Below are 19835 nucleotides of genomic sequence, written 5' to 3' on the forward strand. Positions count from 1 at the left end.
TCGGGCAGGCCATACGGTGGGGGAACCGAGGCCCTCCACTTGTAGGTAACACCTACCGCGCGCTCCGCGCGCGAAGAACGCGCTTCGCGCGCAAGAACGGCTGCCTGTGCGGGGCGCGTGGTGTGGGGAGCGGTGAGGGCGGTAAGAGAAGCGGCCCCTCCGTGTCCGGAAGGGCCGCTCGTGTCCCATTGCTCAGTGCTGGTGCGAGTCGAGCAGTTCGTGCGTCTCGCGGATCTTCTGGAAGGCCTTAGGCTCCGCCACCACCGCCTGCGTGGCGAACGTGGCCGCGCCCGGGGCCGCTGCCGGCTTGCCCGGGGTGAACAGCCAGGTCTGGAAGAGCTCGTCCAGCTGCTGGCCCGACACCGACTCGGACAGCGCGATGAACTCCTCGATCGTGCCGTTGCCGTACTTCTTCTCCTGCGTCCAGCGCTTCAGGATGGTGAAGAACGCCTCGTCGCCCACGGCCACGCGCAGGGCGTGCACCGTAAGGGCGCCGCGGTCGTAGACGGCGCCGTGGAAGAGATCTGCTGCGCCCGGGTCGCCGGGGAGGACCTGCCAGAAGTCGCTGTCGGCCGGGTACAGGTCGTAGATGTACTCGGCGTTCTCCTGGGCCGTGCCCTCGCCCACGTGCTCGGACCACAGGAACTCGGCGTAGCTCGCGAAGCCCTCGTTCAGCCAGATGTCGCGCCACCGCTGCACCGAGACCGAGTCGCCGAACCACTGGTGTGCGACCTCGTGGGCCACGACGTAGGTGTTCGCGCCGCGGCGGAAGAAGCCCGGGTCGTAGGTGGAACGGGTTTGGTTCTCCAGTGCGAAGCCGATGCCGGGGGCGACCACGCCGCCCTGTGCCTCGAACGGGTACTGGCCGAAGCTCTGCTCCAGGAACTCGGTGATCTCCGGCGTGCGCTCGACGCTGGCCTTGGCGGGCAGGTCGTTCTCGCCCAGGTTCAGCGAGTACGCGTTGACCACCGGCTGGCCGTTGGGCGCGGTGGACTGCCGCACCTCGAACTGGCCGATCGCGATGAACGCCAGGTAGCTGGCCTGCGGCTTCGCGCTCCTCCAGCGCCACCGCGTCCAGCCGTTGATCTGCTTGGCGGTGCCGTTGAACGTGCCGTTGGAGATGACCTCGACGCCGTCCGGCACGGCCACCGACACGTCGTAGGTCGCCTTGTCCGTCGGGTGGTTGTTGCTCGGGAACCACCACTGCGCGATGTCCGGCTCGTCGATGGCCAGCGCGCCGTCCGGCGTGCGCTTCCACGACTTGTAGCCGTCGATGTCGTAGTTGGAGGGCACGTCGGAGTACGTGACGACGATGGTCACGTCGCTGCCCTTGCGGAGGTTCTGCTTCGGGTCGACGACCAGTTCGCCGCCAGCCTGCGAGAAGCCGGCGACGCGGTTGTTGACCCGGATGGAGCTGACCTTGAGCAGGAAGTCCAGGTTGAACCGGCTCAGGTCCTGGGTGGTCTTGGCGACGATGGTCGTCGTGCCGGCCAGGTTGTCGGTGGCCGGCTGGTAGTTGAGCCGGATGTCGTAGTGGGAGACGTCGTACCCGCCGTTGCCGGCATTCGGGTAGTACGGGTCGCCGATGCCCGGCGCGCCGGGTTCCGCGGCGGACGCGGAGCCGGCGAACAGCAGCAGTGAAGCCGCGGTGGCGGTGCCTAGCGTGAGCTTCGCTCTGAGGGACATGCGGGCGAAGCTAGCTTTCCGGGAAGGTGTTCTGTACCCCCGTACGTAGGTTCCTGGCTAATGAAAAGCAGTTGACACAGCAGCCTTGAGCCGGGCGTGCAGTGCGCGCAATTCGGTGCGTTTCGCCCGGATTTCCACCACGCGCAATCCGTTCGGCGGGGTCAGCGCCCGTCTCAATTGGTCCGCCGTGTCCACGCGGGTGTGCGGGACGCCGTGCGCCGCGCACAGGTGGGCCAGGTCGGTGCCGTGGGGCGTGCCGAAGACGCGTTCGAAGGTGGCCGCGTGCTCGGGCGCGCCCTGTTCGAGCAGGGTGAAGATGCCGCCGCCGTCGTCGTTGAGGACGACCACGGTCAGGTCGGGGCGCGGTTCGCCGGGGCCGATCAGGAGGCCGTTGGTGTCGTGCAGGAACGTCAGGTCGCCGACGAGGGCGAACGTCGGTCCCGCGGTGAGCGCGAGGCCCGCTGCGGTGGAGACGCTGCCGTCGATGCCGGCGACGCCGCGGTTGGCGTGCACGCGGACGTCCGGGCGGGGCGCGGCGACCAGGTCGATGTCGCGGACCGGGTTGGACGAGCCGAGGAACAGGTGGGTGTGCGGCGGGAGGGCGTCGAGCACGTCGCGGGCCACGTGCAGGCCGGTGGGCCAGGGTTCGCGCTGGAGCAGCTCGTCCACGGCCGCGGCGGCGGCCTTGTCGGCGTGGCGCCAGGCGGTCAGCCAGGTGTGGTCCACCTCGTGCTCGCCCAGGACCAGGTCCGTGGAGGTGTGGGTGGCGGCGAACTGCGGGTCCGGCCAGTCGGGGGCGTCGGACAGGACGTGCACGGTGGGGGTGGCGGCGAGCAGGCGCATCACGCCCCGGGACAGGGTGGGGCGGCCCACGACGACCACGGCGTCCGGCGTGAGTTCGGGGGGCAGATCGCCCGCGTTGAGGATCAGCGAGCCGTGGCGGAGCGCTTGCCCCGTGGTCGCGGTGGGCTCGGCGACGACCGGCCAGCCGGCGCGTTCGGCCAGGTCGTCGAGGTCCTGGTCGGTGTCGCCGACGACCACGAGAGTGCGCGGGCCAAGGTGGTCGGCGGCGTGGACCGAGGTCGTGGTGCGCGGGTCGGCGCGGGTCCAGGGCATGTCGAACGGGCGGCCGTCCAGCGGTTCCAGCCAGTCGTCGCCGTCGGGGACGAGGGGCTCGCGGAAGGGGACGTTGAGGTGCACCGGGCCGGTCTCGCGGGCGGTGGCGACGGCGCGGCAGACCAGCGAGCGCCACAGGCCGTTCTGCCCGGCGCGGCGTTCGGCGACGGGGAACTGGAGGGTGTCCACGCCGAGGATGCCGTGCTGGTCGACGGTCTGGCTGGCGCCGGTGCGGTACAGCTCGACCGGGCGGTCGGCGGTGAGGGCGATGACCGGGACCCCCGTGTGGCGCGCTTCCAGGACCGCCGGGTGGAGGTTGGCGACGGCGGTGCCGGAGGTGCAGGTCACGGCGGTGACCTGGCCGCTGCCCTTGGCCAGGCCCAGGGCGAGGAAGCCCGCGCTGCGCTCGTCGATGCGGACGTGCAGGGTGATCCGTCCTTCGGCGGCGGCCTCCGCGAGGGCGATGGAGAGCGGCGCGTTGCGGGAGCCGGGGCTCAGCACGACGTGCCGGACGTCGTTGCGGATCAGCTCGTCGACGAGCACCCGGGCCTGCGCGGTGGACGGATTCACCTGCACATTGTCGCCCACCGCTCGATCAGGTGAACCACCTTGCCGAATCGAACAGGTGTTCGAATACTTGAGTCATGACCACTGCACAACACCCACTCGCCGTCCCTCGACACCCACTCGCCGTCGCCCAGCCCCGACACGCCGTTGGCCTTGACCACCAACCTGGGCCGCTCTCAGCTTCGGCGCGGGCATATTGTCCCCTGCGTGGCAGACCAGGACGTTTCCGAGATCTTCGACCCGACCCGCTGGAAGCCGGTCGAAGGCTTCGACTTCACCGACATCACCTACCACCGCGCGGTGGACCAGGGCACGGTGCGCATCGCGTTCCACCGCCCCGAGGTCCGCAACGCGTTCCGCCCGCACACCGTCGACGAGCTGTACCGCGCGCTGGACCACGCCCGGATGAGCTCCGACGTGGGCTGCGTCCTGCTCACGGGCAACGGCCCTTCGCCGCGCGACGGGGGGTGGGCCTTCTGCTCGGGCGGTGACCAGCGCATCCGCGGGCGCAGCGGCTACCAGTACGCGTCGGGAGAGACGGCCGACACCGTCGACCCCGCACGCGCCGGCAGGCTGCACATCCTGGAGTGCCAGCGGCTGATCCGGTTCATGCCGAAGGTCGTGATCGCGGTCGTGCCGGGGTGGGCGGCCGGGGGCGGGCACAGCCTGCACGTGGTGTGCGACCTGACGCTGGCCAGCGAGGAGCACGCGCGCTTCAAGCAGACCGACGCCGACGTCGGCAGTTTCGACGGCGGTTACGGTTCGGCGTACCTGGCGCGCCAGGTGGGCCAGAAGTTCGCGCGCGAGATCTTCTTCCTGGGCCGGACCTATTCGGCGGCGGAAATGCACGCGATGGGCGCGGTGAACGCGGTCGTGCCGCACGCGGAACTGGAGAACACGGCCCTGGAATGGGCGAAGGAGATCAACGGCAAATCCCCGACCGCGCAGCGGATGCTGAAGTACGCCTTCAACCTCATCGACGACGGCCTGGTGGGCCAGCAGTTGTTCGCCGGCGAAACGACCCGCCTGGCCTACATGACCGACGAGGCGGTCGAGGGCCGAGACGCCTTCCTGGAAAAGCGAGACCCAGACTGGTCCGCCTACCCCTACTACTACTGATCCCCGATGACCACCCCACCACCCCAGCCCACCCCGCCCGGAGCCGGGACTGCCAGCCCCACGCCGACCGGAGCCGCGCCGACCGGACCTGCGTCAGCCGGAGCCGCAGCGGCCGGGGCGGCGTCAATGCTCGACGCCCTCCGCGAAGCCCTCGCACCGGCTCTACCCAGCCCTGTCACCGAGACCGAGACCAGGGCTCGAGCCGGGGCCGGGACTGAGGCCGCCGACCCGACCCAGCTGACACAGACCCGACCGGCGGGGTCGGTGGGGTCGGCGGCTTCGCGCAGTTCAGGCGAGGGCGGCTTGGACGGCTCGGGCGCGAGCAGTTCGGCTTCGGGCGGCTCCGGCTCGGGTGACTCCGGCTCGGGTGACTCCGGCTCGGGTGGCTCGGGCTCGCGTGGGGCGAGTTCGGGTGGGCGGGTTGTGGTGGCTGGGTTGGATGGGGGGTCGGAGTTTGGGCGGTTGGTGGGGTGGGAGGTTCGGGCTGCGTTGGCTGTGGCTACCTCTGGGTCGACTGGTGGGGCCAAGGTGGTGTTGCTGTCTGCTGGTGCGCTTGTTGCGTCGGCTGAGTTGACCCATGCGCGGCTGGGTGGGCCGGGGACCTGGTTGCTTGCCTTGCCCACCACGCACATCGCGGGGGTCCAGGTGCTGGTGCGGTCGATCGTGGCTGGGCGTGCGCCGGGGGTTATGGACCTTGCCTCGGGTTTTCGCGCGTCCGGGTTCGCTGCCGCCGCGCGGCCGGTGCTGGCCGCGCCCGGTCCGCACTACACCGCCCTTGTCCCCACCCAGCTTGCCCGCCTGGTCGCTACCGAAGGTCCTGGGCTTGCGGCCATTCGGGAGTTTGACGCCGTCCTGATTGGCGGTGCCGCCACGCCGCCCTCGCTGCTGGAGCGTGCGCGCCGGGCTGGGGTCAACGTCGTCACCACCTACGGCATGAGCGAGACGGCCGGCGGCTGTGTCTACGACGGCCATCCGCTCGACGGGGTCCGTGTCCGACTGGTCAACCACCGGGTCGAGATCGCCGGACCCACCCTCGCCCTCGGCTACCGGGGTGGGGAGCCCTTCGGCGAGTGGTTCACCACCGGGGATCTCGGGCGGATCACCGCGGGGGGCACGTTGGAGATCACCGGGCGGGCTGATGACGTGATCATCAGTGGTGGGGAGAACGTGTCGCCGCAGGAGGTTGAGCGGGTGCTTGCCGCGCAAGCCGGGGTGCACGAGGTGTGTGTGGTGGGGGTGTCGGATGCCGAGTGGGGGCAGGTGGTGGTGGCTGCTGTCGTTCCCTCCGACCCTGACGAGCGGCCCGACCCCGATGTGTTGCGGCAGGCGGTGTGCGACCGCATTGGCCGGTTCGCCATGCCGAAGCAGGTCGTCTTCCTGGCGGAACTGCCCACGCGGGGGCCTGGGAAGGTCGATCGTGCCGTCGTCGCTCGCTCGTTTGGGTGAGTTTTTCTCGTGGCCACCGTCTTGTTGGTTGACAACTAACCTCGGGTCGCGCTTGGCTCAGGCGCAGAACCGTGACGGGTGGCCCCTGTAGCGGTCCCTCCGCTCCACCTGTCCGGGCGAGGAGTGCTGCGATGACGAGGCGCTACCTGTTACCACTCGCCGTGACCGCCGTGCTGACCGCGGGCCTGGCCGGAGCACCCACCGCCGGAGCCGGAACGGGAGCACCCGGTGCCGGAGCGAGCGCTGGAGCCAGTGCCGGAGCACCGGCCGGAGCCGGGGCGTCGTGGCGGGCGGACCTGTCCATTGTGGACGCTGATGACAGCGGTGTCACCTCGGACGCCGGGACCGTCCGGCTCGACCGTGCCGCGCCCACCCCGGCCAGTGCGCGGGCCGCCGTGCGCACCGGGTTCCTCCAGCTCGCACCGCACGAGCTCGACACACCGGCCAACACCGTCGCCGCCGCGGTCAGAAGCACCGTGCCGCACGGTGCGGAGGTCGCGGTCGACATCCGTGGCGCGCTCGGTGACGACCAGTGGACCGAGTGGGTCGAGGCTCGGCCGGACGCCCCTGCCGTCCTGCCGACCACCACGACGACGGTCCAGGTTCGACTGGCCCTCACCGCCGAGAAACAAGGCCCCGAGGTCCACGAGCTGACCCTCACCGCGTCCACGACGAAGTCGTTCACCGCGCAAGCGGCGGGCCTGTCCTACCGGATCTACGCCACCCGCGAGGGCCTGGTCGGCGGCACCACCGCCAACGGTCACGTGATCAAGTCGCGCGACCACTTCGTCGCCCTGCCCTCCCGCCGGGGCCTGGCCGCGAACAACTCGGGCACCTACAGCGTCCGCGTGTGCGCGTCCAACGGCCGCTGCGAGTGGGCCCCGGTGTGGGACGTCGGCCCGTGGAACACCAAGGACGACTACTGGAACCCGTCCAGCACCCGTGAGATGTGGAAGGACCTGCCGCAGGGCAAGCCCGAGGCCCAGGCCGCGTACCAGGACGGCTACAACGGCGGCAAGGACCAGTTCGGCCGCACGGTCGCCAACCCGGCGGGCATCGACCTGGCCGACGGCACCTTCTGGGACGGCCTCCAGCTCTCGGACAACGCCTGGGTCACCGTCACCTACCAGTGGACCGGCTCCGGCCCGGCGGGCTACGTGCGCACCGCGGGCGACCCGCTCAACGTCCGCAGCGGCGCCACGTCCACCGCGGCCCAGGTCGGCCTGGCCGCGAACTACGCGATGGTGCGCGTCGAGTGCCAGGTGACCGGCCAGTCCGTCACGGGCTCGCAGGGCACGTCGAACATCTGGTACCGGGTCGCGGCGGGCAAGTACGTCGCCCGCGCCTACGTCTCGGGTGTGTCGGGGGCCACGACCTGCTGACCCGGCAACGGGTCCCCGGGGTCCATCACGGAGGATGGGCGGCATGGCCACAGTCGCCCAGTGGATCTCGGGGACCCGTCCCCGCACCCTGCCGAACTCCATCGCGCCCGTCCTGGTGGGCGCGGGCGCAGCGCACCACATCGACGGGTTCGACCCGACGTTCGCGGTGCTCGCCCTGGTCGTCGCCGTCGCCCTCCAGATCGGCGTGAACTACGCGAACGACTACTCCGACGGCATCCGCGGCACCGACGCGCACCGGGTCGGCCCGTTCCGCCTGGTCGGGTCCGGTGCCGCCAACCCCGGGTCGGTGCGCACGGCGGCGTTCGCGGCGCTCGGCGTCGCCGCCGTCGCGGGGCTGGTGCTGGTCGTGCTCAGCGGCCGGTGGTGGATGGTCGCGTTCGGCGCGGTGTGCATCGCGGCGGCGTGGTTCTACACCGGCGGGCGCAAGCCGTACGGGTACTCGGGGCTCGGCGAGCTGGCCGTCTTCCTGTTCTTCGGCCCGGCGGCGGTGCTGGGCACCCTGTACGTGCAGACCGGGGAGATCACCGGGATCGGCATCGGCGGCGCGGTCGCGATGGGCGCGTTCTCGACCGGCGTGATGATCGCGAACAGCCTCCGCGACATCCCGACCGACCTCCAGGCGGGCAAGCGCACCCTGGCGACCACGTTGGGCGACAAGGACTCCCGCCGCCTCTACCTGGCCCTGGTGACGATCCCGTTCGTGATCACCCTGGCCATCGGCCTGCGCGTCCCGCTGGCGCTGCTGGGTCTGCTCGCCCTACCTCTGGTCTTCCTGGGCGCACGGCGGGTGGCGAAGGGCGCGACGGGCCGCGACCTGATCCCGGTCCTCCAGACCACGGGTCTGGCGATGCTGGCGTGGGGCGTGATCACGACGATCACGCTGGCGCTGGACTGAGCGCTACCAGGCGTCCTCGGTGAAGGAGCCGGGGAGTTCGTCGTCGTCGCGCGGGCGGGGCTTGGGGGGTTCGACGCGGACCTCCTCGCCCCGGCACAGGGCGGACAGGCGTTCGCGGTCGGCTTCCAGGGCCGCGCGGACGCCCCGGTCGTGGGCCGCCTCGCCCATGAGGACCTGGCGCCAGCTCAGGTGGCCGCCGGCGATGCGGCGTTGCAGCGCTTGCAGTTCCGGTGACGCCTCGTTCGACTTGGCGAACGCCATCACCCTCCGCACGTCCTCCGCGGAGGGTTCGCGGGCCGGGTAGCGCAGCTTCGCGGCCTCCTGCATCGCCTTGTCGGCGGCGGCGACCGAGCGGGCCAGCACGTCCTCGGCCGACAGCACCTCAGCGGTCCGCCACATGCCCACGGTGAACCCCTTCCCGACTTGCCGATCCACGCTGCGACGCACGACGCCCGGCCCGCGTTCCCCCGCGGGCCGACTTTTCTAGACCGACCACGTCCCGGTCGAGCGGAACCGGGTCAGCGTCGCCAGGTGCGGGGCCAGGTCCAGGCCCTGGGCCGCGACCCACTCGTCGTCGTAGTAGGTGTTGGCGTACCGCTCGCCGCCGTCGCACAGCAGGGTGACCACGCTGCCGCGCAGGCGCGAGGACCGCATCTCGGCGATGAGCTGGAACGCGCCCCACAGGTTCGTGCCGGTGGACCCGCCGACCCGCCGCCCGAGGACCTCCTCGACGTGCCGGATGGTCGCGATGGACGCGGCGTCGGGCACCTTGACCATGCGGTCGATGACCTGGCCGACGAACGACGGCTCGACGCGCGGCCGGCCGATGCCCTCGATGCGCGACCCGCGGTTGCCGACCAGGGCCGGGTCGCTGTCGCGCCACGCGTCGAAGAACACCGAGTGCTCGGGGTCCACGACGGCCAGGCGGGTGTGCAGCTTCTTGTAGTGGATGTACCGGCCGATGGTGGCGCTGGTGCCGCCGGTGCCCGCGCCGACCACGACCCACTGGGGTTCGGGCGCGGCCTCCAGGGCCATCTGCTGGAAGATCGACTCGGCGATGTTGTTGTTGCCGCGCCAGTCCGTGGCCCGTTCGGCGTGGGTGAACTGGTCCATGAAGTGCCCGCCCAGTTCGGCCGCGAGCCGGCGGGACTCGTCGTAGATGGCGCCGGGCTCGTCGACGAAGTGGCACTGGCCGCCCTGCCGCTCGATCAGCGCGACCTTCTCCCCGCTGGTGGAGCGGGGCATGACGGCGATGAACGGCAGCCCGAGCAGGCGCGCGAAGTACGCCTCGGACACGGCCGTGGATCCGGAGGACGCCTCGATCACCGGCGTGCCACCGACGACCCAGCCGTTGCAGATGGCGTAGAGGAACAGCGACCGGGCGAGGCGGTGCTTGAGCGAGCCGGTGGGGTGGGTCGACTCGTCCTTGAGGTAGAGGTCGATGCCCCATTCGAGTGGAAGGGGGAAGTGCAGCAGGTGTGTGTCGGCGCTGCGGTTGGCGTCGGCCTCGATGATCGAGACGGCCTCGCACACCCATTCCCGGGTCCGGGAGCTACATCGGTCTACGGAAGTGGTCACGCCGGCACGATAACTTCTGCGCCGTGACCTCACGTGGGAGCCGGACGCTGCGGGCCTGCCTGCTCGCCGGCGGTGTGGGCGACGCCCTGGGCGCCGCGATCGAGTTCGACCGGATCGACCGCGTCCGCGGCCGGTTCGGTCCGTCGGGCCTGACCGACTACGCGCCCGCCTACGGACGGCTGGGCGCGATCACCGACGACACCCAGATGACCCTCTTCACGCTGGAGGGCCTGGTCCTGGCGCGCAGGCGGGGCAGCGACCCGGTGCACGAGGTGCACCTCGCGTACGGGCGGTGGCTGCGCACCCAGGGCGGTCCGGAGGTGGCGCGCGACGGGTGGCTGCTGGACGTCCGCGACCTGCACGAACTCCGCGCGCCCGGCAACACGTGCCTGACGGCGCTGCGGTCGGGCAAGCTCGGCACGGTCGAGTCGCCGATCAACGACTCCAAGGGCTGCGGCGCGGTGATGCGCGCGGCCCCGGTCGGCTGGTGGTCCGACGACGTGCGCGAGGTGTTCGCCCTGGCCGCGGCGACCGGCGCGCTGACCCACGGGCACCCCAGCGGCTACCTGTCGGCGGGCGTGCTCGCGGTGCTCGTGCAGCGGCTGCGCCTGGGCGCGACCCTGCCGGACGCGGTGGAGGTGGCCCGCGACGAGCTGGCCCGCTGGGAGGGTCACGAGGAGCAGCTGGCCCTGCTGGACCTGGCCGGCGAGCTGGGCGAACGCGGCGTGCGCCCGACCCCGGAACTGATCGAGACGGCGTTGGGCGGCGGCTGGGTCGGTGAGGAGGCGCTGGCGATCGGTCTGCTGGCGGCGCTGACGGCCCGGTCGTTGGCGGACGGCCTGCTGCTCGCGGTCAACCACTCCGGCGACAGCGACTCGACCGGCGCGATCTGCGGCAACCTCCTGGGCACCCGCGACGGCGAGGGCGCGATCCCGGCGCACTGGCGGGCGGACCTGGAGCTGGGCGACGTGATCGGACGGCTGGCCGACGAGGCGGCAGAGCTCTTCGGCCCCTGACACCGACCCCTGACGCCGACCACCGACACCGGTCCCTGACACCGGTCCCCGACGCCCCCGAACCGGTTGGTCTGTCCGACCGTTGACGGCCCTTAATCTACATAGGTAGGCTTAGCCGCGTGGAACCGTTGGAACGCGTCGGCGCGGCCACCGTGGACGTGCTCGCCGTCCTCCTGGACGGGGACCGGCCGCGCTGGGGACTGGAGATCATCAAGCTGACCGGCCGACCCTCCGGCAGCGTCTACCCCCTGCTCGACCGCCTGGAACGCGCGGGCTGGGTCACGTCCTCCTGGGACGACGACGCCGACCGGCGCGGCCCTCGGCGGCGGATGTACGTGCTCACGACCGAAGGGGCGCGGGAGGCGGTCAAGGTGCTCGCGCGCAAGAACTCGACGGCAAAGCGGGCTTTGCCGAACCCCGGACCGGAGGCCGCTCGATGACCCGACTCGCCTTACTGCTCGTGACCTGCGCCGCCGCCCTGCTGCCCCGGGACTCGCGAGCGCGCTACCTCGAACAATGGCGCTCGGACGTGCTCGGGGCGACCGAAGCCGGGCTGTCCCCGCTGGGCGTGGCGTTCGGTGCGCTGCGGATCGCCCACGTCCGCAAGGCGCTGCTGCCGATCGGCGTGCTCGCGCTGGGACTGCGGCTGCGGGAGAGCCGGCGGTTCTCCGCCGTGCTCGCCGTGATGGTCCTGGCCAACCTCGGCGGGATGTTCCTGCTGGTCGTCTAAAGCGCGGTCGGCCGTTCCAACGGGAACGGCCGACCGCCCTAGGTCCGGCCGCTCTCACCGGCCGTCGCGCACCAACTCCAAGGTGCTGGCCGCCCGCCGACCGCCAAGGCCCTCGACCAGCGCCGTCGCCGCCACGTCGGCCTCGTCGACCCGGGCGTACGCCACCTCGACGCCCTCGCCGTGCAGCACGCCCAGCGCGTGGGTCACCAGAGCACGCCCGATGCCACGGCGGCGATGGGTGGCGCGGACGGTCACCAGGTCGATCCGGGCGACGCGCACCCGCACCACCCGGAGCAGACCAACGCTCTCGCCGTCCACGACGGCCACGACGTTGCTCGGCGGAGCCACGGCGGGAGTTACCGGACGGAGCTCCCAGTCCTGCCGCGCGAGGTCGTCGGCGGTCGCGGGCCGGATCGTGACGCCCGCCGGGCGCGCGGGCGCGGTGGGCACGACGTAGTCCCACTCCCGCCGCCCGATGGTCAGGCCGGCGTCCCGCCAAGCGGCCAGGAGGTCGTGGTCGGCCCCGTCGACCACGGTGTGCAGCGGGCCGGGGAGGTCCGTCAGCATGGCCCCGGCCAGCTGGTCGAAGACGGACCGGTGCCACGCGTCGACGGTGAGGAAGATCCGGCCGTCGGGTCGGGTGGTGGCCTCGCCGTGACCGGCCGCGCGGCCGTCGTCCAGCGCGTGCCACAGGTCCGGCTCGGCCCTGGCGATCTCCACCGCGGGTCCGCCAGCGGTGAAGCGCGAAGTGTTCATGGTGGTCGCCCTTCAGGAGTGCCTGCCCAAGGCGCTGGGCAACCCCTACGTCAGTCGCCCGACCGTGACGACGAGGGGAGCACCCACATCGCAACAGCGTTCATGGGACTCACCTCCACGTGTCGAGTCACGGTCGCGGGAACCCTAGCCACGCGACGCCGTGCCGACCACCGATTTTCAGCCCTCGCCGCGCAGCTGCGAGCGCAGCTTCTCGCGCTCGGCCCGCCGGGCCGCCTGCTTCTCCTCCAGGCCGGCCGCCACGCGCATCCGCAGGCCCTTGAACAGGAACAACGACAGCGGCAGGGCGACGACCACGCCCACGGCCAAGGCGACCAGCAACGGCACGTTGAGCAGGACCAGGACCACCGTGACCGCGGCGACCATGCCCAGCCGCGCGCCGACGTACAGCGTCACATCACGACCCAGGTGTTGCACGGTTACCCAGGCTACGCGCCGCCGTCGGCGGCGGCGGTGTTGGGACGGCCCTCGAAGCGCGTGGACAGCACCACCGTGGTCCGCGTGCGCGCCACGCCCGGGATGCGCCGGAGCCGACCAAGCGACCGCTCCAGGTCGTCCACGGTGGCCACCCGGACCTTCACGATGAACGACTCGTCGCCCGCGACCCGGTAGCAGCTCTCGACCTCGATCAGCTCGCCCAGCGCGTCGGCCAGCTCGTCGTCGTCGGCGGTGTCGGTGGGGTGGATGCCGATCAGCGCCGTCACCCCCAGGCCCACCGCGCTGGGGTCGACCACGGCGTGGTAGCCGACGATGACGCCGGTGGCCTCCAGCTTGCCGACCCGCTCGTGCACCGCGGAGGCCGACAGGCCGACCTTGCGCCCCAGGTCGGCGTAGGTGGCTCGGCCGTTCTCGCGCAGCGCGGCGATGATCTGGCGATCGAGTGCGTCCACCGGGCCTAGCGTAGGGGTACCCGCGCCGATGTCCGAACCGCCCACTTCGTCCCTTACTACCTCTTTACCATCACCCAAGTGTTCGAGTACCCGAAGGCCGGGATGCCACGATGCGTCCGGTACGTCTGTTCGGCATCGGGGAGGAAGACCGTGACCGTCACGCAGGGACACCAGGGGGAACGGCTGCTCACGCCCGGCGAGGTGGCCAGTCTGTTCCGCGTCGACCCCAAGACCGTGACCCGGTGGGCGACCGCCGGCCGCATCGGCTCGATCCGCACGCCGGGCGGCCACCGCCGGTTCCGGGAGTCCGAAGTCCAGGCCCTGCTCTCGGAGTTGACCACCGAGGCGACCGAACCGGTACGACACTGAGTCCGTTCACCTCGGTGACACGGGTAACCTCGTGGCAAAGGAGGTGGCGACCATGCTCTACGTGCTCGCGCTCATCGGTGCGTTGACGATTGCCGTGCTGCTGTGGCGCGCGTTCGGGCCGGATCGGGTCGACTCCGCCCCCAGCCGCCGTGTGATCGCACCGGACGACGACCCGGAGTTCTTGCGCAAGCTGGGCGAGCAGACGAAGAAGCGTCCGGACGAGGAGTGACCGCACGTCGAGGAGGGGTCTCCCGCGCGGGAGACCCCTCCTCGTGCGCGCTCAGGTGACCTTGTGGGGGAAGTCGTCCGCGACCGTCGCCGCGAGTTCCAGCAGCGCCAGGCGGGTCTCCGGGCCGAGCTTGTCCAGCTCGATCTCCGCGCCCTCCTCCAGGTGCGCGTCGAACGGGATGCGCACGACGGCCCGGCAGCGCTGCGCGAAGTGCGCGGCGAGCTTGTCCAGGTCGACCTTGCCCGAGCCGGGCCGGACCGAGTTGATCACGGCGACGGACTTGGCGACCAGGTCGCGGTAGCCGTGGGCCTCCAGCCAGTCCAGGGTCGCCGCGGAGGTCTGCGCGCCGTCCACCGAGCCCGACGACACCAGCACCAGCGAGTCGGCCTGGTCCAGCACGCCCTTCATCGCCGAGTGCATCAGGCCGGTGCCGCAGTCGGTGAGGACGATGTTGTAGAAGAGTTCGAGCAGCGCGACCGTGCGCAGGTAGTCCTGGTCGCTGAACGCCTCGGACACGGCCGGGTCCTGCTCGGAGGCGAGGATCTCCAGGCGGCTGGGCGACTGCGAGGTGTAGGCGCGGACGTCGCTGTACTTGGTGATGCGCGCCGCATCACGCAGCAGGTGCCGGACGGTCGCCGTGGTCTCGCGGGGCACCTTCAGCGCGAGCGTGCCGCGGTCGGGGTTGGCGTCCACGGCGATCACGCGGTCACCGCGCAGCGACGAGAACGTCGAGCCGAGCGTGGTGGTCGTGGTGGTCTTGCCGACGCCGCCCTTGAGGCTCAGCATCGCGATCTTGTAGCACCCGCGCAGCGGCTGGTTGATCCGGGCGATCAGCTCGCGCCGCCGGATGTCCGCCGGGCTCTCGCCCATGTTGACCAGGCCGCCGGTCATGGCGTGCACGGTCTTGCGCCAGCCCGACTGCGGTGGCCGCTTCGCGCGCTTGATCAGCTGCTGCGAGGACACCTCGTGCGCGGTGGCCTGCTGCGGGCGCTGCTGCTGCGGTTGCTGCTGGGGCTGGATGCTCTGCGGGAAGTTGTTCGGGAACGGGCCCTGGAACTGGTGCGGCCCCGACTGCCCGGCGACGTTGTACGGCCCGGACTGGTTGCCCACCTGGTAGGCGCCGGACTGGTTGCCCACCTGGTAGGCGCCGCTCTGGTTGCCGACCTGGTAGGCGCCGGACTGGTGGGGACCCGACTGGTTCCCGACCTGGTACGACCCCGACTGGTTGCCCACCGGGTACGGCCCGCTGTGGTTGCCCACCGGGTAGGACCCGGACGGCGTGCCCTGGGCCGGGTCGAGGTAGGCGGTGGTGGGATCGACGTAGTGCGCACCCGACCCCGGCTCGACCTGGTAACCGCCGGACTGGTTCGGGTTGGGCTGCTGCCCTTCCGCGCCCGACGGCGGCTGCCACGACGACTCAGGACTCTCGTAGCGACCGGTCACCGCTGGGGTCCTCCCTGCGCAAAGCGGATCGAGCCTCCCCCGACCTCAGTGTTCGACGGTAGTCGGCCCGCAGCGGTTCCACGACATCGGGTACGCCGGTCAGCCGACACCCGCGTAAGAGTGCAATCCAGTCGTGACCAGGTTGATGAAGAACAGGTTGAACACGTTGAGCGCGAAGCCCAACGCGTTGATCCAGGCGGCGGGACGCCCACGCCACCCGGCGGTCGCACGGGCGTGCAAGTAGGCCGCGTAGACCACCCAGCACACGAACGCGACGGTCTCCTTGGGGTCCCAGCCCCAGAACCGGCCCCACGCCGCCTCGGCCCAGATCGCGCCGCAGATGATGCCGATGGTGAACAGCGGGAACGCGAACACCGTGCTGCGGTAAGCGACCCGGTCCAGCACGTCGGCGTCGGGCAGCTTGGTGAACCGCGCCCGACCGGAGGACTTCAGCAGGTACAGCACGCTGGCCACGCCGGGCACCAGCAGGATGCCGCTGGACACCGAGATCACCGACACGTGCACGACGAGCCAGTACGACTGGAGCGCCGGCTGCACGGGCGCGGCCTCGGCGTAGAGGACGGTGCCGCCCAGGAACATCAGGATGACGACCGGCACGAGCACGAACCCGCCGAGCTTGCGCACCGGGAACTTGCGCATCAGCACCAGCCACGTCGCCACGGCGGCGAACGTCAGCAGGGAGCCGTACTCGTACATGTTGCCCCAGGGCGCGCGTTCGGTAGCGACACCGCGCAACACCAAGGAGGACAACTGGAGCAGCGCGCCCAGCACGGTCAGGGCCACGCCCATGCGACCGAGCTTCTCGGCGCGGGACCGTTCCTGCCGCACCACCAGACCCGGCGTCCACGTGCCGTCCTCGGCGGTGCCGGCGACCGGAGCCCCGGCCCCGACCAGTTCGCGGGTCTTCACACGCCCGAAAGCCGCCTCGCACAAGTAGAAGACCGCCGCGAAGAAGTACACGGCGACGGCCGCCCCGTAGGTCCAGTCGCTGTAGGTGGACAGCGTCTCGTTGACCGGCATCACTTCTCCTTCTCCAGCACGTCACGCGCGAGCGAGCCGAACTCCTCGCCGTACCCGGCCTGGTCGGTGCGCGCGAGCCCGCCGACCTCGACAACCGTACGCCCGTCCGGTCCCGGCGCCGCCCGGACCCAGACCCGGCGGCGCTTCACGCTCAGCGACACGCCCAGGCCGAGGATCACCAGCACCGAGAACAGCAGCACCCACACCTGGGTGGGGTCGTGCGACACCTGGAGGGACACCCAGTCCTTCACGCCCTCGAACCTGATCCGGGTGCCGTCGTCGAGGGTGAGTTCCTCGCCCTGCCGCAGGTTCTTGCGGGCCACCTTGGCCAGCTTGCCGTCCTGCACCTGCTTCTCGTCGATCGAGAAGATCGACTGGCCGCGCCCGGAGTCGGTGCCCAGGTCGCCGCGGTAGACGTCGATCGCCACCGCCGGGTCGCGCGCCTCGGGGAACACCGAGTCCAGCAGCTCGCCGCGGAACCCGGCCGTGGGCGCGAGCAGTCCCGTGATGGCGAGCTGGTTCTTGCGGCGCTGCTCGGTGTCGGTGACGCCGGGCGGGTCGAACTTCGTCGCGCCCTCGGAGGCGAGGGTGACCTCGTTGACCGGGCGCCACTGGGTGGCGCCGGTGCGCTGCTCGCCGTTGGGGAAGGTGACGGTGAACAGCGGGGTGTAGCCGTGGCCGAGGAGGTAGACGCGGTCGCCCGCGGTGCGCAGCGGGCTGTTGACCTCCAGCGGGTACGGCCGCCAGGTCCCGCTGTCCAGGTCCGGTCCGGACTGGTAGTCGATGTCGGCGCGGAAGCTCTGCGCCTGCCCGTTGTGCAGGTAGGTGGCGTGGAAGTCGTTGACCCGCACGCAGAACGGGGACAGCTGCGTCCCGTCGACCCGCAGGCCGGGCCGGAAGCTGTCGAAGTTGTAGACGCCGGAGTTGCAGAACTGGCCGCCCTGCGACTGCACGATGACCTGGCCCTCGTAGCCGACCATCTTGCCCAGCGCGAACGCGACCAGCAGGCCCAGCAGGGAGAAGTGGAAGACCAGGTTGCCGGTCTCGCGCAGGTACCCGCGCTCGGCGCTGACGCTGCGCGCCCCGTCGGCTTCCTCGCGCTCGACCAGCCGCCACCCCTTGAGCCGCTGCTTCGCCCGTGCCACAACGGCTTCCGGGCTCTCGGCGGTCCCGCCTTCCGCGTGGTGGGGCAGGCGGGCGAGGTTGCGCGGGGTCAGCACGGGCTTGGCCCGCATCTGCTTGAAGTACTCCCACGTGCGCGGCAGCAGGCAGCCCACCAGCGACACGAACAGCAGCACGTAGACCGCGGAGAACCAGTAGCTGGCGTAGACGTCGAAGAACTGGAGGCGGTCGAGGAACCGTCCCCACCAGCCCTTCTCGGCGATGTACTCGGTGACCTTCTGCGCGTTGAGGGACCGCTGGGGCAGCAGCGCGCCCGGCATCGCGCCCAGCGCCAGCAGGAACAGCAAGGTCAGCGCGGTGCGCATCGCGGTGAGACCGCGCCACGTGTTGCGCAGGAAGGCCAGGAACGCTTTCACTACAACGGCAGTTCCACATCGGTGACCACGGCGTCCCGCAGCCAGAACACGAACTCGCCCCACAGCCCGGTGACCAGCGCCACGCCCACCGCGATCAGCAGCACCCCGCCGAACACCTGCACCTGCCGGACGTGCGTCCGCAACCACCCGGTGACCCGCACCGCCCACCGCGCGCCCAGCGCGATCAGGATGAACGGCAACCCCAGCCCGAGGCAGTAGGCCAGCACCAGCACCACACCACGCCCGGTGGCCGACCCGATCTCCGTGCCACGCGCCAACGCCATCACCCCCGACAACGTCGGCCCCACGCACGGCGTCCACCCGAGCGCGAACACGCCACCCAGCAGGGGCGCGCCGATCAGCCCGCCACGCGGGGTGCGGTGCAGCCGGATGTCCTTCTGGAGGGCGGGCACCAGTCCGATGAAGACCAGTCCCATCGCGATCGTGATCACGCCCCCGATGCGCTGGAGCGTGTCGGCGTTGAAGGAAAGGGTGTTGCTCAACCCGAGCACCACGAACGACGTGAGCGCGAACACCACGGTGAACCCGAGCACGAACAACCCAGCCGCTCCCGCGACCCGCCACCGCCCGGCCTTGCGCTCTTCACCGTCGGACACAGCGGGCGCCTCGGCACCCACCAGCCCGGCCAGGTAAGCCAGGTAACCCGGCACCAACGGCACCACGCAGGGAGACGCGAACGAGATCGCCCCGGCCAGCACCGCCACACCCGTGGCCAGCACCAACGGGCCGGAGATGGCGAGATCCGTCGGGTTCACGCCAACCAGGGTAGGGAGCCCCCAAGGCCCCCCGCCCACCGGCTGCCCTTAGTGATGACCCCCGTCACGCCGATAGGGGCCTTTCCCCGTTCCCCTATCGGTTAAACCCGCCTTTCCACCCTTGTGAGTGAGTGACCGGCTTCATAGCGTCACGCCATGCGAGTTCACCGGCTCACCCTGCCCGTGCTGGCCGTCGCACTAGCCGCCATCACCACCCCCGCACCCGGCGGCGCGGCACAGGAGACACCCGTCGAGTGGCGGGAGGTGTTCTCCCCGGACGGCAGCATCACCCAGGTAGCGGTCCCCCGGGTCTTGGAGACCAGAGCCGAACCGTCCCAAGTCGCAGCCGACGTCGTCGCCATCCAGGAAACCGGAGCCCCCGACCAGCGCTTCGACCTGGTCTTCGTGGGCGACGGCTACACCCAGGCGGACTTGACGACCTACCACGACCACGTGGTGAGCAAGTGGACGGAACTGTCGGCCGTGGAGCCGTTCAAGTCCTACAAGCAGTACTTCAACGTCTGGCAGGTCAACGTAGTCAGCCCGGAGTCCGGCGTGGACAACGACCCAACCCTGGGAACCGCCCGCGACACAGCACTGGACATGGGCTTCTGGTGCCAGGGCCGAGACGTCAACACCGAACGCCTGCTCTGCGTGAACCAGACAAAGGCAACCCAGTACGGAGCCCTGGCCCCTCAGGCGGACCAGGTCATCGCCCTGGGCAACACGGCAAAGTACGGAGGCGCCGGCGGCGGCATCGCCACAGCAGCAGGCGCCAACGACCAGGCAGGCCAGATCGCCGTCCACGAACTAGGCCACTCCATCGGCGGCCTGGCAGACGAATACGACTACCCGTACGACCAGTACACCGGCACCGACCCATCAGAACCCAACGCCACCACCGACCCGACGGGCCAAAAGTGGTCCAAGTACCTGGGCCAACCCTCCCCGGACGGAGGCACGGTAGGCGCCTACGAAGGCAGCCGCTACTACCGCCAGGGCCTCTACCGCCCCACGGAGAACTCGATCATGCGCACCCTGGGCCGAGAGTTCAACCTGATCGGCCGAGAAGCCATGATCAACGCCTTCAAAGCCAAAATCCCCACCCTCCGCTAACAATCACCCCCAAAGCCGCACGCCAAGCTTTTCACGAAGCTGCCGCACGGCACACCTCTACCTGGGCTTCTTGCTTGTGTCATCCCCGTATGGCCTGCCCGAA

General features: G+C 70.8%; 21 protein-coding genes. 10 read left to right on the top strand and 11 right to left on the bottom strand.

What is annotated here, in order from left to right:
- Positions 1-192: 192 nt before the first annotated feature.
- Positions 193-1686 carry a M1 family metallopeptidase gene (locus WBN91_RS33505; RefSeq protein WP_337728299.1) on the bottom strand — a complete coding sequence of 498 codons (1494 nt, stop codon included), beginning with the start codon at positions 1684-1686 and terminating at the stop codon, positions 193-195.
- A 57-nt stretch (positions 1687-1743) separates the two neighbouring features.
- On the bottom strand, positions 1744-3372 hold the full coding sequence (gene menD / locus WBN91_RS33510) for a 2-succinyl-5-enolpyruvyl-6-hydroxy-3-cyclohexene-1-carboxylic-acid synthase (RefSeq protein WP_337728300.1): 1629 nt from the start codon (positions 3370-3372) through the stop codon (positions 1744-1746).
- Between the two features lie 204 nt (positions 3373-3576).
- On the opposite strand from menD, the gene WBN91_RS33515 reads away from it, so the two are divergent.
- The 4 genes from WBN91_RS33515 to WBN91_RS33530 all read left to right on the top strand — a co-directional run bounded on the left by WBN91_RS33515 (position 3577) and on the right by WBN91_RS33530 (position 8232).
- Complete coding sequence (locus WBN91_RS33515) at positions 3577-4488, top strand: 1,4-dihydroxy-2-naphthoyl-CoA synthase (protein ID WP_337728301.1); 912 nt, start codon at positions 3577-3579, stop codon at positions 4486-4488.
- A 465-nt stretch (positions 4489-4953) separates the two neighbouring features.
- Positions 4954-5934 carry an o-succinylbenzoate--CoA ligase gene (menE, locus tag WBN91_RS33520; protein WP_337728318.1) on the top strand — a complete coding sequence of 327 codons (981 nt, stop codon included), beginning with the start codon at positions 4954-4956 and terminating at the stop codon, positions 5932-5934.
- Between the two features lie 131 nt (positions 5935-6065).
- Entirely contained in the window at positions 6066-7316 is a 1251-nt protein-coding gene (locus tag WBN91_RS33525) for a hypothetical protein (protein WP_337728302.1), read from the top strand.
- Between the two features lie 43 nt (positions 7317-7359).
- A complete protein-coding gene (locus WBN91_RS33530) occupies positions 7360-8232 on the top strand; it encodes a 1,4-dihydroxy-2-naphthoate polyprenyltransferase (RefSeq protein WP_337728303.1) in 873 nt (290 codons plus the stop codon).
- A 3-nt stretch (positions 8233-8235) separates the two neighbouring features.
- Here the strand turns inward: WBN91_RS33530 and WBN91_RS33535 are convergent, their stop codons facing one another.
- The gene (locus tag WBN91_RS33535; protein WP_337728304.1) at positions 8236-8631 is read right to left on the bottom strand and encodes a hypothetical protein; all 396 of its coding nucleotides are present in this window, start codon (positions 8629-8631) and stop codon (positions 8236-8238) included.
- An 84-nt stretch (positions 8632-8715) separates the two neighbouring features.
- Positions 8716-9765, bottom strand: coding sequence for a PLP-dependent cysteine synthase family protein (locus WBN91_RS33540; protein WP_337728305.1), 1050 nt, complete (start codon positions 9763-9765; stop codon positions 8716-8718).
- Positions 9766-9833: 68 nt separating this feature from the next.
- Between WBN91_RS33540 and WBN91_RS33545 the strand changes: the two genes are divergently transcribed.
- The 3 genes from WBN91_RS33545 (at position 9834) to WBN91_RS33555 (ending at position 11556) form a co-directional block, all read left to right on the top strand.
- Positions 9834-10826, top strand: a complete 993-nt coding sequence (locus WBN91_RS33545) for an ADP-ribosylglycohydrolase family protein (protein WP_337728306.1) — start codon at positions 9834-9836, stop codon at positions 10824-10826.
- A 119-nt stretch (positions 10827-10945) separates the two neighbouring features.
- Complete coding sequence (locus WBN91_RS33550) at positions 10946-11266, top strand: PadR family transcriptional regulator (protein ID WP_337728307.1); 321 nt, start codon at positions 10946-10948, stop codon at positions 11264-11266.
- Positions 11263-11556, top strand: coding sequence for a hypothetical protein (locus WBN91_RS33555; protein WP_337728308.1), 294 nt, complete (start codon positions 11263-11265; stop codon positions 11554-11556). Before WBN91_RS33550 ends, WBN91_RS33555 begins: the two co-directional genes overlap by 4 nt.
- 54 nt (positions 11557-11610) lie before the next feature.
- Here the strand turns inward: WBN91_RS33555 and WBN91_RS33560 are convergent, their stop codons facing one another.
- The 3 genes from WBN91_RS33560 to WBN91_RS33570 form a co-directional block, all read right to left on the bottom strand.
- Positions 11611-12312: a GNAT family N-acetyltransferase gene (locus WBN91_RS33560; protein WP_337728309.1), complete on the bottom strand. Its 702-nt coding sequence runs from the start codon at positions 12310-12312 to the stop codon at positions 11611-11613.
- Between the two features lie 177 nt (positions 12313-12489).
- Entirely contained in the window at positions 12490-12747 is a 258-nt protein-coding gene (locus WBN91_RS33565) for a DUF4229 domain-containing protein (protein ID WP_337728310.1), read from the bottom strand.
- 11 nt (positions 12748-12758) lie between these two features.
- A complete protein-coding gene (locus WBN91_RS33570) occupies positions 12759-13220 on the bottom strand; it encodes an Lrp/AsnC family transcriptional regulator (protein ID WP_337728311.1) in 462 nt (153 codons plus the stop codon).
- A 150-nt stretch (positions 13221-13370) separates the two neighbouring features.
- Here WBN91_RS33570 and WBN91_RS33575 point away from each other — a divergent pair, with 150 nt between their 5' ends.
- Complete coding sequence (locus WBN91_RS33575; protein WP_337728312.1) at positions 13371-13589, top strand: BldC family transcriptional regulator; 219 nt, start codon at positions 13371-13373, stop codon at positions 13587-13589.
- A 52-nt stretch (positions 13590-13641) separates the two neighbouring features.
- The gene (locus WBN91_RS33580; RefSeq protein ID WP_337728313.1) at positions 13642-13818 is read left to right on the top strand and encodes a hypothetical protein; all 177 of its coding nucleotides are present in this window, start codon (positions 13642-13644) and stop codon (positions 13816-13818) included.
- A gap of 51 nt (positions 13819-13869) precedes the next feature.
- Here WBN91_RS33580 and WBN91_RS33585 read toward each other — a convergent pair whose 3' ends face one another.
- From WBN91_RS33585 to WBN91_RS33600, 4 genes are all read right to left on the bottom strand, one after another.
- The gene (locus WBN91_RS33585) at positions 13870-15261 is read right to left on the bottom strand and encodes a MinD/ParA family protein (protein ID WP_337728314.1); all 1392 of its coding nucleotides are present in this window, start codon (positions 15259-15261) and stop codon (positions 13870-13872) included.
- 99 nt (positions 15262-15360) lie between these two features.
- On the bottom strand, positions 15361-16302 hold the full coding sequence (gene ccsB / locus WBN91_RS33590; protein ID WP_337728315.1) for a c-type cytochrome biogenesis protein CcsB: 942 nt from the start codon (positions 16300-16302) through the stop codon (positions 15361-15363).
- Positions 16302-17789, bottom strand: coding sequence for a cytochrome c biogenesis protein ResB (resB, locus tag WBN91_RS33595; protein ID WP_337728319.1), 1488 nt, complete (start codon positions 17787-17789; stop codon positions 16302-16304). The genes ccsB and resB overlap by 1 nt, the downstream gene beginning before the upstream one ends.
- A 50-nt stretch (positions 17790-17839) precedes the next feature.
- On the bottom strand, positions 17840-18616 hold the full coding sequence (locus tag WBN91_RS33600; RefSeq protein WP_337728316.1) for a cytochrome c biogenesis CcdA family protein: 777 nt from the start codon (positions 18614-18616) through the stop codon (positions 17840-17842).
- 156 nt (positions 18617-18772) lie between these two features.
- Here WBN91_RS33600 and WBN91_RS33605 point away from each other — a divergent pair, with 156 nt between their 5' ends.
- Positions 18773-19732 (top strand): M64 family metallopeptidase, encoded by a 960-nt coding sequence (locus WBN91_RS33605; protein WP_337728317.1) that lies wholly within the window; start codon positions 18773-18775, stop codon positions 19730-19732.
- Positions 19733-19835: the final 103 nt, after the last annotated feature.

Source organism: Saccharothrix sp. CCNWYY140 (assembly GCF_037401995.1).
Classification (GTDB): Bacteria; Actinomycetota; Actinomycetes; order Mycobacteriales; family Pseudonocardiaceae; genus Actinosynnema.